This window comes from Carboxydothermus pertinax, assembly GCF_001950255.1.
Taxonomy (GTDB): Bacteria; Bacillota; Z-2901; order Carboxydothermales; family Carboxydothermaceae; genus Carboxydothermus; species Carboxydothermus pertinax.
The window spans coordinates 1-11,811 of the sequence record NZ_BDJK01000039.1 but is presented as its reverse complement, the minus strand read 5'-3'; the positions used below and the strand labels follow the sequence as shown (position 1 = coordinate 11,811).

General features: G+C 38.0%; 18 protein-coding genes and 1 riboswitch. Of the genes, 17 read left to right on the top strand and 1 reads right to left on the bottom strand.

Going from position 1 to position 11,811, the window contains the following annotated elements:
• Window positions 1-144 precede the first annotated feature (144 nt).
• Window positions 145-203: riboswitch (Fluoride riboswitch) on the top strand.
• An 89-nt stretch (window positions 204-292) separates the two neighbouring features.
• The 16 genes from cpu_RS09200 to cpu_RS09125 all read left to right on the top strand — a co-directional run bounded on the left by cpu_RS09200 (window position 293) and on the right by cpu_RS09125 (window position 10,498).
• A complete protein-coding gene (locus cpu_RS09200) occupies window positions 293-490 on the top strand; it encodes a hypothetical protein (protein WP_075859721.1) in 198 nt (65 codons plus the stop codon).
• On the top strand, window positions 481-753 hold the full coding sequence (locus cpu_RS09195; RefSeq protein WP_075859720.1) for a hypothetical protein: 273 nt from the start codon (window positions 481-483) through the stop codon (window positions 751-753). Before cpu_RS09200 ends, cpu_RS09195 begins: the two co-directional genes overlap by 10 nt.
• Before the next feature lie 15 nt (window positions 754-768).
• On the top strand, window positions 769-1,173 hold the full coding sequence (locus cpu_RS09190; RefSeq protein ID WP_075859719.1) for a fluoride efflux transporter FluC: 405 nt from the start codon (window positions 769-771) through the stop codon (window positions 1,171-1,173).
• Entirely contained in the window at window positions 1,173-1,544 is a 372-nt protein-coding gene (crcB, locus tag cpu_RS09185; RefSeq protein ID WP_075859718.1) for a fluoride efflux transporter CrcB, read from the top strand. Before cpu_RS09190 ends, crcB begins: the two co-directional genes overlap by 1 nt.
• Window positions 1,545-1,874, top strand: a complete 330-nt coding sequence (locus cpu_RS09180; protein ID WP_075859717.1) for a DUF190 domain-containing protein — start codon at window positions 1,545-1,547, stop codon at window positions 1,872-1,874.
• A 76-nt stretch (window positions 1,875-1,950) separates the two neighbouring features.
• A complete protein-coding gene (locus cpu_RS09175) occupies window positions 1,951-3,126 on the top strand; it encodes a D-alanyl-D-alanine carboxypeptidase family protein (protein WP_075859716.1) in 1,176 nt (391 codons plus the stop codon).
• A gap of 30 nt (window positions 3,127-3,156) precedes the next feature.
• Window positions 3,157-3,393: a hypothetical protein gene (locus cpu_RS09170; protein ID WP_075859715.1), complete on the top strand. Its 237-nt coding sequence runs from the start codon at window positions 3,157-3,159 to the stop codon at window positions 3,391-3,393.
• A 36-nt stretch (window positions 3,394-3,429) separates the two neighbouring features.
• The gene (locus cpu_RS09165) at window positions 3,430-3,888 is read left to right on the top strand and encodes a Fur family transcriptional regulator (protein WP_075859714.1); all 459 of its coding nucleotides are present in this window, start codon (window positions 3,430-3,432) and stop codon (window positions 3,886-3,888) included.
• Entirely contained in the window at window positions 3,889-4,128 is a 240-nt protein-coding gene (locus cpu_RS09160) for a BlaI/MecI/CopY family transcriptional regulator (protein ID WP_075859713.1), read from the top strand.
• Window positions 4,115-4,309 carry a hypothetical protein gene (locus cpu_RS09155; protein ID WP_075859712.1) on the top strand — a complete coding sequence of 65 codons (195 nt, stop codon included), beginning with the start codon at window positions 4,115-4,117 and terminating at the stop codon, window positions 4,307-4,309. Before cpu_RS09160 ends, cpu_RS09155 begins: the two co-directional genes overlap by 14 nt.
• A gap of 244 nt (window positions 4,310-4,553) precedes the next feature.
• On the top strand, window positions 4,554-5,246 hold the full coding sequence (locus tag cpu_RS09150) for a M56 family metallopeptidase (protein ID WP_159433993.1): 693 nt from the start codon (window positions 4,554-4,556) through the stop codon (window positions 5,244-5,246).
• A gap of 115 nt (window positions 5,247-5,361) precedes the next feature.
• A complete protein-coding gene (locus tag cpu_RS09145; protein ID WP_075859710.1) occupies window positions 5,362-6,501 on the top strand; it encodes an ABC transporter permease in 1,140 nt (379 codons plus the stop codon).
• A 10-nt stretch (window positions 6,502-6,511) separates the two neighbouring features.
• On the top strand, window positions 6,512-7,201 hold the full coding sequence (locus cpu_RS09140; RefSeq protein ID WP_075859709.1) for an ABC transporter ATP-binding protein: 690 nt from the start codon (window positions 6,512-6,514) through the stop codon (window positions 7,199-7,201).
• A gap of 1 nt (window position 7,202) precedes the next feature.
• Window positions 7,203-7,754 carry a Fe-S-containing protein gene (locus cpu_RS09135; protein ID WP_075859708.1) on the top strand — a complete coding sequence of 184 codons (552 nt, stop codon included), beginning with the start codon at window positions 7,203-7,205 and terminating at the stop codon, window positions 7,752-7,754.
• Window position 7,755: 1 nt separating this feature from the next.
• The gene (locus cpu_RS09130; protein WP_075859707.1) at window positions 7,756-8,886 is read left to right on the top strand and encodes an ABC transporter permease; all 1,131 of its coding nucleotides are present in this window, start codon (window positions 7,756-7,758) and stop codon (window positions 8,884-8,886) included.
• A 61-nt stretch (window positions 8,887-8,947) separates the two neighbouring features.
• Complete coding sequence (locus cpu_RS09125) at window positions 8,948-10,498, top strand: sigma 54-interacting transcriptional regulator (RefSeq protein ID WP_075859706.1); 1,551 nt, start codon at window positions 8,948-8,950, stop codon at window positions 10,496-10,498.
• Here the strand turns inward: cpu_RS09125 and cpu_RS09120 are convergent.
• On the bottom strand, window positions 10,469-11,080 hold the full coding sequence (locus tag cpu_RS09120) for a YdcF family protein (protein ID WP_075859705.1): 612 nt from the start codon (window positions 11,078-11,080) through the stop codon (window positions 10,469-10,471). The genes cpu_RS09125 and cpu_RS09120 overlap by 30 nt on opposite strands.
• Before the next feature lie 93 nt (window positions 11,081-11,173).
• Here cpu_RS09120 and cpu_RS09115 point away from each other — a divergent pair, with 93 nt between their 5' ends.
• Window positions 11,174-11,743 (top strand): flavodoxin family protein, encoded by a 570-nt coding sequence (locus tag cpu_RS09115; RefSeq protein ID WP_075859704.1) that lies wholly within the window; start codon window positions 11,174-11,176, stop codon window positions 11,741-11,743.
• The last annotated feature ends 68 nt before the right edge of the window (window positions 11,744-11,811 follow it).

Below are 11,811 nucleotides of genomic sequence, written 5' to 3'. Positions count from 1 at the left end.
CACTTTAATAATACCCGAGGGATACCCACCTTTTTCAATGCCTGTTTTAGCTTAAAAAAATATTGTGAACGATTCTCTGGCCTATCTACAATTATTTTTGGAATTAGACTTGACAATTTTGTATTTGAAATTTTAAAATAATAAAAAATTAATGGCGATGGAGCTCGCCTAACGCTCGTTGAGCTAATAGCTCCTACCGAAAGTAAAGTTTTCGGTAGGAGTTTTTTATTTTCTTAGCTCCATAAAAAGGGGTGGCAAAATTTATGGAAAACACCTGGCTGGGGACAGCTAGATGGCTGGGTTTAGCTTTAGTAAGCGCTTATTAGCTGGCTGGGCCGGAATCTCTAATTATTTAGTGTTGATTGCGGTAGGGGTGGTGGCAGGTAACTTTTTGGGTTTACTTACCACCCTTTTGGCGGATTTCTTAGCCGGGTTGGACAGCATCCTTCAAACATTCCTAGCCGAGGCCGAGGTTAATCTATGGTGCTAAAAACAAAGTTTAAAGAAAGTGTAAATATTGGTTTTCTTTCTTTTTCCTTGCCTTTTGCTGGTGTTTTGCTTTATGCTTATTTTGTCTACATTGGACCCTTCAGGACGCAGAGGTATTACTCTTTCCGCTACTTCGGTTGCTGTGGTGACGCGGTAATGATTGAAACAGGTCTCAATGTAGACTTACCTTTGGTACTATTTCCGCTTTGTTTGGTCTTAACCATGGTTATATTAACCAGGCATTATACAATTTTGGTGACCTAAAAAGAGGGGGTTAAAATGAATTATTTTGCTGTAGCTCTGGGAGGATTTTTTGGGGCAATTGCGCGGGAAATTACTGGCCGTGCTATAGGTGCAAGCATTTTCCCTATTAACACTTTAGCAATTAATCTTGGCGGTAGTTTTTTACTTTTATTTTTTATGACCTTGTTCTTAGAAAGAATAAATGTAAGCGATCCAGTACGTTTAGGATTGACTTCTGGATTTTTAGGAGCGTATACCACTTTTTCAACAATGACCAAGGAAATTTATCTATTGCTTTTACAGCATAAACTTTTAATTGGGTTCATTTACTTCTTTTTATCTTTAAGTGGTGGGTTTTTTTCAGGTATACTTGGTCGAGCCTTAGCTCTTTACTTGGTTAATTTAAATTTCAGGAAAAACACAGTAAAGGATGAGGGTTAATGGTGGAAATACTTTTAGTTGGTCTTGGGGGGAGTATTGGGGCCATTTTAAGATATACCTTTACTAAAAAAATAGGGGAACGATACCAGGGGGATTGGCCGCTGGCGACGTTTTTGATAAATATACTTGGTTCCTTTGGCCTTGGGTTATTATACGGGTTAAAATTAAATCAACTAATATGGCTTTTACTTGGTACCGGCTTTTTTGGGGGATTTACGACTTTTTCTACTTATATTTATGAGGCAATTTTTCTTATGGAAGAAGGGTTGTTTTGGAAAAATGCGAATTATTTATTTACATCGATATTTACTGGTGTAGTTTTCTTTGCTGCTGGTATGTGGTTAGCAAATTTTTTTAAGGGAGGCATTTAAATGAATAAGGCAAAATTACTCAAAATTTATGTGGGTGAAGCAACCAAACATGATGGGAAAAATGTAGTTCAGCTAATAATAAAAATTTTAAAAGAAAATGAAATAGCCGGGGCAACGGTGAGCCGGGGTATTATGGGATATGGATCGGATGGAATAATTCATGGAACGAAATTAGTAGAACTTTCTTCCGATCTTCCGATAATAATTGATGTAGTCGATAGCGAGGAAAATATTCAAAAAGTGCTTCCCAAAATATTAGAGGTTTTACCAAAAGGATTGTGTTTTACCTTGGATGTAGACGTTCATTTTTATGGAACCAAAACAAAATAAAAGCTTTTGGCCGACCTTGACTTACACTAATATTAGCAGTTATATTAAAAAGGAGAATTTTTGTACGAGGGAAAAGATGAAGCTTGCTAAATTTTTTGCGGTATTTATATTAATTTTAAACTTAAAAGCCCTGGTTTTGGCAGGGGAGCCGCAAATTGTTGGTCGAGCGGCAGCAGTAATTAACGTTAAATCGGGAAAATTTGTTTATTTAAAGAATCCCGACCAGAAAATGTATCCCGCCAGTACGACGAAAATATTGACTACCCTGATTGCCTTAGAAAAGGGCAATTTAACCGATATGGTTTATGTAGATAAAGAAGCTAGTTATGTGGAAGGCTCAGCTATCTGGCTAAATCCAGGGGAAAAAATAACCTTGGAAGACCTTTTATATTCGATAATGCTAAACTCTGCCAATGATTCTGCTATAGCGGTAGCTAAGCATATTGCCGGAAATGTTTCAAGCTTTGTTCGAGAAATGAATGATAAGGCCAGGGAATTGGGGGCGAAAAATACCCATTTTGTCAATCCTAATGGTCTTCCCAATGATGACCATTATACCACAGCCAGGGATTTAGCTTTAATTGCCCGGGCTGCTATGCAAAATCCCAAGTTTCGGGAGATTGTTGCTACTAAAACAAAAGTAATAAATCGTGATCCTAAGTATCTCCGGCTTTTAATCAATCATAATAAGCTTTTGTGGCGTTATGAAGGGGCCAATGGTATTAAGACCGGGTATACAGTAAAAGCCCGGCAATGTCTGGTGGCTTCTGCCAATAAAAATGGGGAAGAGTTTATTGCGGTTATTTTAGGCAGTGAGGGCAGCAATGTTTACGATGATGCGCAGAAACTTTTGGATTATGCCTTTGCCAATTATAAAACGGTAAAGGTTATCAGTAAGGGGCAACAAATTAAAAAAGCTCCAGTTACCGATGGACGGGAGACGGTTAGCTTAGAAGCGGCAGAGGACTTGTATGATACTGTTTATAAAGACGAAAAGCCTGAATATGAATATAAAACTTCTCTTCAGGAATTAAAAGCTCCGGTTAGAGCCGGTGAGACATTAGGGACTCTTTTAGTTTGCCGAAAGGGAATAAAAGTTGGTGAGGTTAATCTTATCGCGGCTAATGGGGTAGAGCCAAGTTTAGCTGCAAAAGGAAAACGGATTTTTTATCCGGGACTTTTAGTTTTAGCAGGATTATTTTTAACTTTTCAATTTCTTAAAAAATATGGTAGAATAAAGCCAAAGTACTAAATCTTTGGCTTTTATTTTTGGAGGATATTTATGTATAACCTCTTCAAGATAGTTTTAAAAAGGATGGCTATTGCTTTTATAAGCTGGGGAGCTGGACTTTTTTTAATTGTTGGCTATAGTTTATTAATGTATTATCTTTATATGAACTATTCCTTGTGGTATATGCTGGTTGGTGCTGTGTTTTTCTGGGTTGTCTTATATTTTATCATTGATTTTTGGGGCTTATTGTCGGGATTTGATGAGAGTATTAGCGATAACACAAAATAATTGATCTACAAGATTGTGAAAAAAAGGACGGGTTTTATGGAAAATATAATAAGTCAAGTGGGAAAAATGCTGCGGGATAGCGATTATAAGCTTACCCCTCAAAGAGAGGAAATCCTTCGGGTTTTAATTGAAAACCAGGACAAACATTTAAGTGCTGAAGAAATTTTAGGCCTTGTGAAAGAAAAAGCTCCGGAAGTAGGATTAGCCACTGTTTATCGAACCCTAGAAATATTATATTCTTTGGGACTGGTCCACTGCATGGATTTTGGCGATGGACGGAAAAGATATGAGTTTGAACTCCTCGATACTAGGGCGCACCAACACCATCATTTAATTTGTTTAAGATGTGGTAAAATTGAGGAAATTGAAGAAGACCTTTTGGAGGAACTGGAGCGGGAAGTTTACAGGAGCAAAGGCTTTACTGTAACTAATCACCAGCTAAAAATTTATGGTTTTTGTAAAAATTGTGCTCCAAAATTGGAAGGGGAGATTTAAATGAGTTGGCTAGAAGGGGAATTTAAACCCCAAAATAAGGGAGTAGCTAAGGTTTTAGGTGAGTTAGAAGCCAGAGTTATGGAAATTATGTGGGATTTAGGTGAAGCTACAGTTAAGGATGTTCACAAGGTGATTAATCAGGAAAAAAGGCTCGCCTATACCACGATTCTCACTATTATGGGACGACTTCACGAAAAAGGTCTTTTAACCAAAAAGAGCATTGGCCTTGCCCACTCCTAATACTCCGGCGGTAAGTCGGGAGGAATTTAGTGATAAAGTAGCCCAAATCGTAGTGGAAGGTCTTTTGGAGGATTTTGCTGAGCCAGCTTTTACCCATTTTTTAAAGAAAGTAGGACAAGACCCTGATAAACTTTCAGAACTTGAAAGGATGTTAAAAAAATTAAAAGAAAAGCAGGGATAAGATGCAAAGCGGATTGCTCCATACGTTTTTTCTCTACGCTTTCTTTGGACCGCTCTTTGGGTATACCCTATTATTATTATTTGGAAAAAGGTTTTTGAAGAAAAACAGTTTTTTTTGGAGTGAAATTTTAACAATACCTTTATTAATTCCCATTTTGGCTATAATTCTTTTCTGGGGCAAGCCTTGTCCGCTTTTAGCTGTAAACCCTAGTTTGTTTAGATTTGCAGGGGGTTTTTTTTGTTTTTTGGGTGATTTAGCGGCAAAATATTTAGCACCGGTGTTTCTTTTGGCTACTTTTTATGGTTCGTACCAAGTAGTAAAACCGTATCTAGCTTTTAACCGGTTATTAAAAGCTGGAGTGTTAAAAAAGAATGAGTATTTAAGTAAAATTACCGCTGAAATTGCTACTAAAATGGGGCTTATAAAAGTTACACCTTATTTTATGCCGGGTAAAATTACCGCTTTTACTTTTAATTTTATAAAACCGGTGGTGGTAATTGGGGAAGAGTATGCAAAAGGTTTAAGTGAGGCAGAACTAAAGGCTGTTTTAGCCCACGAACTTGCTCATGTTAAAGCAAGAGATAGCTTAATTATTAGCATCTGCCAGTTTACTACCTACCTTTACTTTTTTGTACCTGGACTAAAAAAATATTTTAGGCAAATACTAGCTTTTCGGGAGTTAAGGGCCGATAAAATTGCCTTAGGTTATTTAGGAGATAAAGAAAGTTTAGCTTCGGCTTTAGTTAAAACTTATAAATTTGGAGCTACTGAAGCTTTGGTTGGTTTTGCAGCGGACTTGAGCAATGATGTTGAAATTCTGCGGATGCAAGCAATATTGGAAAGTGATTTAGAAATTCCTCGGCGAAATGTTCTCTATTATGCTCTGATTATTTTGATTGTTGTCCTAAGCCTATATCTATTGTATTTTATTTGCTAAAAATTGGTTAACCCCCCTATTAGGGCGGGTTAATTTTTTTGTAACATTTTTGTAACTATATTTTGTAGAATTTAATTTATAATAAAAATAACTACAGAAAATAGTAGGTGAGGCAATGAAACTTTGGAACGTAGTTTTTTATCAGATGATCGATAAAAAGACGAAAGTTTTTTTAATGGTACTGAGTATTGCGATTACCATTGGGGGAATTGCGGGAATTTTACTGACTACCTTTAATTTACAGCAGGAAGTAGCGGACTATTATGACAAAATTGGCGCCAATATTGTGATTGTACCCCAGGAGCTTAAAAGAGGAAGTGCTTTTGACGGTGTGCCTTTTACTGGTCAAAAGCGGCTTGGAATTGATTTAGCTTTGCCTTCTAAGATAAAAACTATTAAAAACAAGGAAAGCATTAGTATCATTTCACCTAAAGTTGTGGTGAAAACGGAAATAAATAAAAAAGAAGGGGTAGTTTTGGGGGTAAACTTTGCCGAAGAATTAAAGGCAAAAAAATGGTGGCAGATTGCTGGACAAAAGCCCCAAACTTCAAGAGAAGGTTTAATAGGGGAGGACCTCTATGCAAAGCTTGGAAAGCCTAAGGAAGTAGAGGTTAACGGCAATAAATTTATCATAGCCGGGGTGATAAAAAAGACTGGAAGTTTTGAAGATAATAGTTTATTTTTAGATCTTACTACCGTGCGGACGCTTTTTAAAATAAATTCTTATACTTTTATAGAAGTTAGTGCTCTCTGCTCTAGTTGCCCCATACCGGAAATTGTCAGGCAAATAAAAGCTTTGGATCCAAGCATTAAGGTTTCGGCTATGGCTGATGCTATTTATGACCGTAAACTTTTGGTAGAAAACTTTAACAGCTTTGGTCGGCAAATGGCCTACGGACTTTTGGTTTTAGGTTTAGGGAACTTCGTAATCCTTTCCTTTAGCCTTTTTAAGGAGCGGGAAAAGGAATTATTAATCTTTCGTACCATTGGTTTTAATAAACTTAAAATATTTAACCTTTATAGTTTAGAACTGTTTACAGTAATTGCTTTTAGTGAGATTTTTGGCAATTTGTTAGCGGTGGTATTGTCTTTGGCTTTGGCAAAAATGTTAGGTATTGCAAAGGCCCAGTTTTTTTCCTGGCAATACTCCGCCTGGGCTTTGATAGGGGGCCTTATTTTAGGGGGGGTGGTATCAATATTACCGGTTATTAAAGTCTCCCGCCTCGACCAGCAAGAAATTTTACGGGAGTATTAGGAGGTAAACGATGGCGTTTATTGAAGTGGAAAAGATTAATAAAAAATTTCAAAAAGGGAAAAACACGACCCACGTTTTAAAAAATGTAAGTTTTAATGTTCAAAAGGGCGAATTTTGGGTGGTGGCTGGTCCTTCGGGGTCAGGAAAATCAACGCTTTTAAGCATCCTTGGGAGCTTAAACGAGCCGGATGAGGGCAAGATAATGGTGGATGGTTTAGACCTTTTTAGCTTAAGTCACGATGAACGGGCCCTTTTTCGCTTAAATTACCTTGGTTTTGTGTTTCAAAACTTTCACCTTTTACCTTATCTTACCGCCCTTGAGAATGTTTTATTACCCACTTTAGCTTATCCTAAGAAGTTAAATAAAAAAGATGAAGCATTAGAACTATTAAAAATATTAGGACTTTCGGGAAAAGAAAATAAGTACCCCAGAGAGCTTTCCGGAGGAGAGCAGGAACGGGTAGCTATTGCTAGGGCTTTAATAATGGAGCCAGATATCTTATTAGCCGATGAGCCCACCGGCAACTTAGATAGCAAAACCGGCGAAGAAGTCCTAAACATTTTTTCAGAATTAAACCGCCAAGGTAAAACTATTGTTATGGTTACCCATAACCTTGCCCATCTTCAATATGCAACCCATGCTTTATTCTTAAAAGATGGAGAGGTCTTAGAAATTAAAACTTTAAAGGAGGTTAATTAAATTGAGTAAAAAAGAAGAATTTTTAAAACAAAAGAATAACACGCAAAAAACTCTTAAAATTATCATTGCAGTCCTGGGAATTGCAGCGTTAGGCTTAATTTTAATGTTATTTTTACCGGGAAATAAGAAAAAGGAAGGCGCTTATTATGCCAGCGAAATTAACTATTCCGGGCAGGAAATTCAAATGACAGATATTCAAGCAGTGGTAAACAAGGAGGGAAAAATTGAGATACCGTTAGAGGATGTAAAAAAATACGGAATTGTTTATGTGCCTTATAGTCCGACCAAACCGCTGACAGCCTTTTTCTTAAGCGACGGAAGATTGGTAGTAGCAGTAAGCATCTGTGAACCGTGTCAGGGCTATCGCTTTAAAATTCAGGACAATGCGCTGGTTTGCATGACCTGCGGTACTCGCTGGTCGCTTTTAGATGATTTAAAAGGAATCGATGGGGGCTGTACAGCTTACCCGCCCGCTGAAATACAATATGAAGTTAAAGATGGAAAAATCTTGGTGGATAAAAGTATTGTAGATGCCTGGCAGCCGAGGGTTTAAGATGAGAAGTTTTGGTATTGAAAGTTTTATTTTAGGTAGGTTTGGTCGGGTAACCACTAAAACTGCCCTCGTTTTAGTAGTTTCTGCCATCCTTTTCACCATTAGTTTGGTATTAAGTAATTTAAACACTTACTTAGAATCGGAAAAGGAAAAGCGCGGACAGCGAATTGCTGTTACTGCTGAAACCGAGCATTTTAATTTTACTTATCAAAATATTACTTTAGTTTCAGGAAATTATGAAATAGCTTATATTCCTGAACAAGAAGCCACTAAATTCTATAATACTTTTAAAGAACAAATTACCGTTTTTGCGCCTAAAAAAGTTAGGTTCTTTTCAGTAAAGGGGCAGAAAGCTGCTGTAATTTATCTTGATTTTCCTGAGGAAAGGAAATACCGCCGTTACTGGGAGGTTTTAGGTAAATATCCCCAAAAAACGGGCGAAATTTTGGTAGGGGCCGAAATTGCCCGGGAGTATAATCTTAAGATCGGTTCAACCGTAGATTTTGGCGATTTTAAAGGGAAGGTAGTGGGGATTTTAAAACCTACCGGAAAAGACGAAGATGGATTTTTCTTTGCAAGCATTAAAGAAAACTCTGCTCCTAAAAACTATTTTCTCCTTCAGGCAATTTTAAAACCCGGGGACGATACTGTTAAAAGTAAGGCGTTGAAACTTTTTCCTAAATTAAACATTAATTTTCTTACCGGACCGGAAGAACAGCGCTTTAGCTTACTTTTGAGATATCAAGTATTTGGTATTGTTTTGGCCGTTGTCCTGTTAGTAATGGGATTTCTTTTGGTAAAATCCTTTTTAGAAAATGACCTTTTGGGAAGGAGCAGAGAAATAGGGATTTTTGCTGCTCTAGGCTTTAAAACAAATAATATTTTAAAAATTATTTTATTGGAAGATTTTTTAACCGTTTTCCTGGGCGTTCTGGCAGCTCTACCGCTGGGATTTATTATCACCAGGGCAATCCTGCAAAAATTAGATATTCCTTTTCAGGTAATGTTAAGTGGACTAAATATAGCGTTTTTCACTGCAATGATAATTGCGGCGGGGATGAACTATAATAAATTAGCTAAAATTTTAAAGATACCAATAACTGACCTCTTAAGAGGCAAGGCCGGGGAATAACCCGGCTTTTTTTGTTGCATGTTTTTCTGAAAAAAAAGATAATGAAAGAGAGGTGAAACCTATGCGGACAGTAAAGCTTTCTTTGGAGTTTGAGGACCGGGTTGGTATGGTTTTAGATGTGTCCCAGGTAATTTCTGCAAAAAATATCAACATTGTTACTTTTCAGGTGCTTCCGGGGAAGATGTTTCTTGAACTAGAAAAAATTGACAAAAAAACCTTAAATCAAGTGATTGGTGATATCAAAAAAATACCCAAAGTTTTGAAAGTTTTTCCCATAGAAATAATGCCCTACGAACAAAAGGAACAGCAACTCAGGGCCGTACTGGACACGGTAAACGAAGGGATTTTAGCTATCGATGGCCATGGAGTAATTACCATCTGTAATCAAGCCTGTGCTGAGATGTTTGCTATACCAGCTGACAGGATAATTGGGCAGGAGGTAGAAAAGCTCTTAGCAAAAGATATTCCCATGCTTAGGACATTAAAAACAGGAGAAATCTATAACAATCAGGAAATCATAATTAATGTTGAAGGAAGACGGCTTCACTATCTTACTTCCGGAAGGCCTATTAAAGACCGCGGGGGAAACATTGTAGGGGTTGTGGCAGTCTTAAAACCGATGTCGGAAGTGCGAGAGCTGGTATACGCTTTGACAAAGCCCTCGTTAAATAGCTTTAATGATATTATCTATACTTCCGATAAAATGCACTTTGTAGTGGAGATGGCTAAAAAAGTTGCTAAAACTAATACAACGGTATTAATTCGGGGAGAGTCGGGGACAGGGAAAGAGCTTTTTGCCCGGGCCCTTCACTTAGAAAGCCCAAGGCGTACAAAACCTTTTGTACCGTTAAACTGTGCAGCGGTACCGGAAAGTTTATTAGAATCGGAGCTTTTTGGTTATGTGGAAGGAGCCTTTACCGGGGCCAAAAAGGGCGGGAAACAGGGGTTGTTGGAGTTTGCCCATGAGGGAACATTATTTTTAGATGAAGTTGCTGAACTTCCTACTCACCTGCAGGCAAAATTGTTACGGGTTTTACAGGAAGGGAAAGTACGCCGGCTGGGCGGTCAGGAAGAAATACCTGTAGATATAAGAATTATTGCTGCTACTAACCGAAATTTAGAAGAGATGATTGGAGAAGGAAAATTTCGGGAAGACCTGTATTTTCGCTTAAATGTTTTTCCGTTGCAAATTCCTCCCTTAAGGGAGCGTCCGGAGGATATTGAAATTTTAGCCCGCCATTTTATAGAAATTTTTGCCCAAAGACGGGGGTTACCTACTTTTAAACTAACGGAAAACGCTATAAATAAACTTATGGCTTATCGGTGGCCCGGAAATGTTCGGGAATTGCAAAACGTAATTGAACGGGCTATAACCTTGGCAGAGAACGGAACAATTGAAGCCAAAGATATAATTTTAGACCATCCCCAAGATACCCGGCTTAGTGCTCAGACTTTGGAAGAAGCAGTAAACCAGGTGGAAAAAGAATTAATTGAAAAAGCTTTAAAACGTTTTCCATCAATTCGACAAGCAGCAAAAAGCCTAGGAGTAACTCATACTACTTTGCGTAATAAAATTAAAAAATTAAACCTTACCAATAAAGTAGTAGAGTAATTTTAAGTATTCTTCCAAGATGACAAAAGTTTGCCGAAGCCTTAAAAAGCCCCGGGCCTCTATTAATTCCTTTTCGGGATAAATTACAATTACTTTTACTCCCCGGTCGGTATACATTGTTTTTACTCTGCGGGTATGATAAGCAGAAGTTACCACCAAAATTCTATGCCAGCGGTTCTGGTAATAGATATTGGTGGTTAAAAGAACGTTTTCATAGGTGTTTTCGCTGCTGCTCTCTAACAAAAGAGCTTCAGCGGGAACACCTTTTTTTAGCGCATCTTTGGCCATGACGCTGGCGTCTTTTGGCTCTTTGGTAAAACTGCCTCCTGAAAGTAGAAGATAGCGTCCGTAATCGTTTTTCCAGAGGTTAATACCTAAATTTAACCTTTCCTTGGTACTCTCGCCTAAATCTCCCTTCTTTGTAAGACCCCCGCTTAAAACCACGATGGCATCGGCAGGCTTAGGGTTTTCTTTGATAGTTAAAGGTAAGGCAAGATAATAATTTAAAGGTAAAAACCAGGTCGCTATTAAAAAAACCAGGATTAATACAGAAAAGGTTACGATTAATCTTTTCCTTTTCATCTTATCACCCGGCAAAAAAGATTCGACCTTTAATGCAAAAAAACCTTTTTTATGCATAAATTTTTACAAATCAAAGCTTTGGGAGGGGTAGGGATGGGGGCAGTAGGCGTGGTTGGGAGCCCGAGGCGTCGGGGAAATACCGAATATTTAGTGAAATATTATTTAAAGCAGCTGGCAAAAGAATTGGCTACCGAATTAATACCTTTAGCAGACCGTAAGATTGTTGCCTGTCGTGGTTGCCGTAAATGCCAGTCCACCGGAGAATGCATTATTCAAGACGATTTTCAGGGAATTTATCCTTTAATCGCCAGAAGTAAAATTTTAGTGTTAGGAACTCCGGTTTATTATAGCAGCATGTCGCCTTTACTTTCTTCCTTTTTAAGCCGTCTTGGAATGGTATCTTCCAATAGGGGACGTGAACTTACTGGTAAGATTGGAGTTGGCCTAGTAATTGGAAGACGGGCTGGGCATAATATGGTGTTAGCCCAGCTTTTGCAATTTTACTTTTACCATGGTTTTGTCATTCCTGGCGGGCATTACTGGACAATAGGTTTTGGAGGGGGAGTTGGGGAAATAAAAAAAGACCGGGAGATTTTTGAAGTATTAAATGCGCATGCGGCTTTTACCCTAAAGATATTCAAAAAACTGGGGGGTGACTTATGAAGGAGTGGGGACTTGCTTTAGGCGGGGGGTTTTTACGGGGTGCTACCCATATTGGAGTACTAAAAGTC

What these genes read in the sequence shown, in the direction of transcription:
- cpu_RS09170 (WP_075859715.1), top strand. Translation starts at nt 3,157, where the DNA reads ATGTATAACCTCTTCAAGATAGTTTTAAAAAGGATGGCTATTGCTTTT.
- cpu_RS09180 (WP_075859717.1), top strand. Translation starts at nt 1,545, where the DNA reads ATGAATAAGGCAAAATTACTCAAAATTTATGTGGGTGAAGCAACCAAA.
- cpu_RS09190 (WP_075859719.1), top strand. Translation starts at nt 769, where the DNA reads ATGAATTATTTTGCTGTAGCTCTGGGAGGATTTTTTGGGGCAATTGCG.
- cpu_RS09200 (WP_075859721.1), top strand. Translation starts at nt 293, where the DNA reads ATGGCTGGGTTTAGCTTTAGTAAGCGCTTATTAGCTGGCTGGGCCGGA.
- crcB (WP_075859718.1), top strand. Translation starts at nt 1,173, where the DNA reads ATGGTGGAAATACTTTTAGTTGGTCTTGGGGGGAGTATTGGGGCCATT.
- cpu_RS09115 (WP_075859704.1), top strand. Translation starts at nt 11,174, where the DNA reads ATGGGGGCAGTAGGCGTGGTTGGGAGCCCGAGGCGTCGGGGAAATACC.
- cpu_RS09165 (WP_075859714.1), top strand. Translation starts at nt 3,430, where the DNA reads ATGGAAAATATAATAAGTCAAGTGGGAAAAATGCTGCGGGATAGCGAT.
- cpu_RS09195 (WP_075859720.1), top strand. Translation starts at nt 481, where the DNA reads ATGGTGCTAAAAACAAAGTTTAAAGAAAGTGTAAATATTGGTTTTCTT.
- cpu_RS09140 (WP_075859709.1), top strand. Translation starts at nt 6,512, where the DNA reads ATGGCGTTTATTGAAGTGGAAAAGATTAATAAAAAATTTCAAAAAGGG.
- cpu_RS09160 (WP_075859713.1), top strand. Translation starts at nt 3,889, where the DNA reads ATGAGTTGGCTAGAAGGGGAATTTAAACCCCAAAATAAGGGAGTAGCT.
- cpu_RS09125 (WP_075859706.1), top strand. Translation starts at nt 8,948, where the DNA reads ATGCGGACAGTAAAGCTTTCTTTGGAGTTTGAGGACCGGGTTGGTATG.
- cpu_RS09120 (WP_075859705.1), bottom strand. Translation starts at nt 11,080, where the DNA reads ATGAAAAGGAAAAGATTAATCGTAACCTTTTCTGTATTAATCCTGGTT.
- cpu_RS09130 (WP_075859707.1), top strand. Translation starts at nt 7,756, where the DNA reads ATGAGAAGTTTTGGTATTGAAAGTTTTATTTTAGGTAGGTTTGGTCGG.
- cpu_RS09175 (WP_075859716.1), top strand. Translation starts at nt 1,951, where the DNA reads ATGAAGCTTGCTAAATTTTTTGCGGTATTTATATTAATTTTAAACTTA.
- cpu_RS09145 (WP_075859710.1), top strand. Translation starts at nt 5,362, where the DNA reads ATGAAACTTTGGAACGTAGTTTTTTATCAGATGATCGATAAAAAGACG.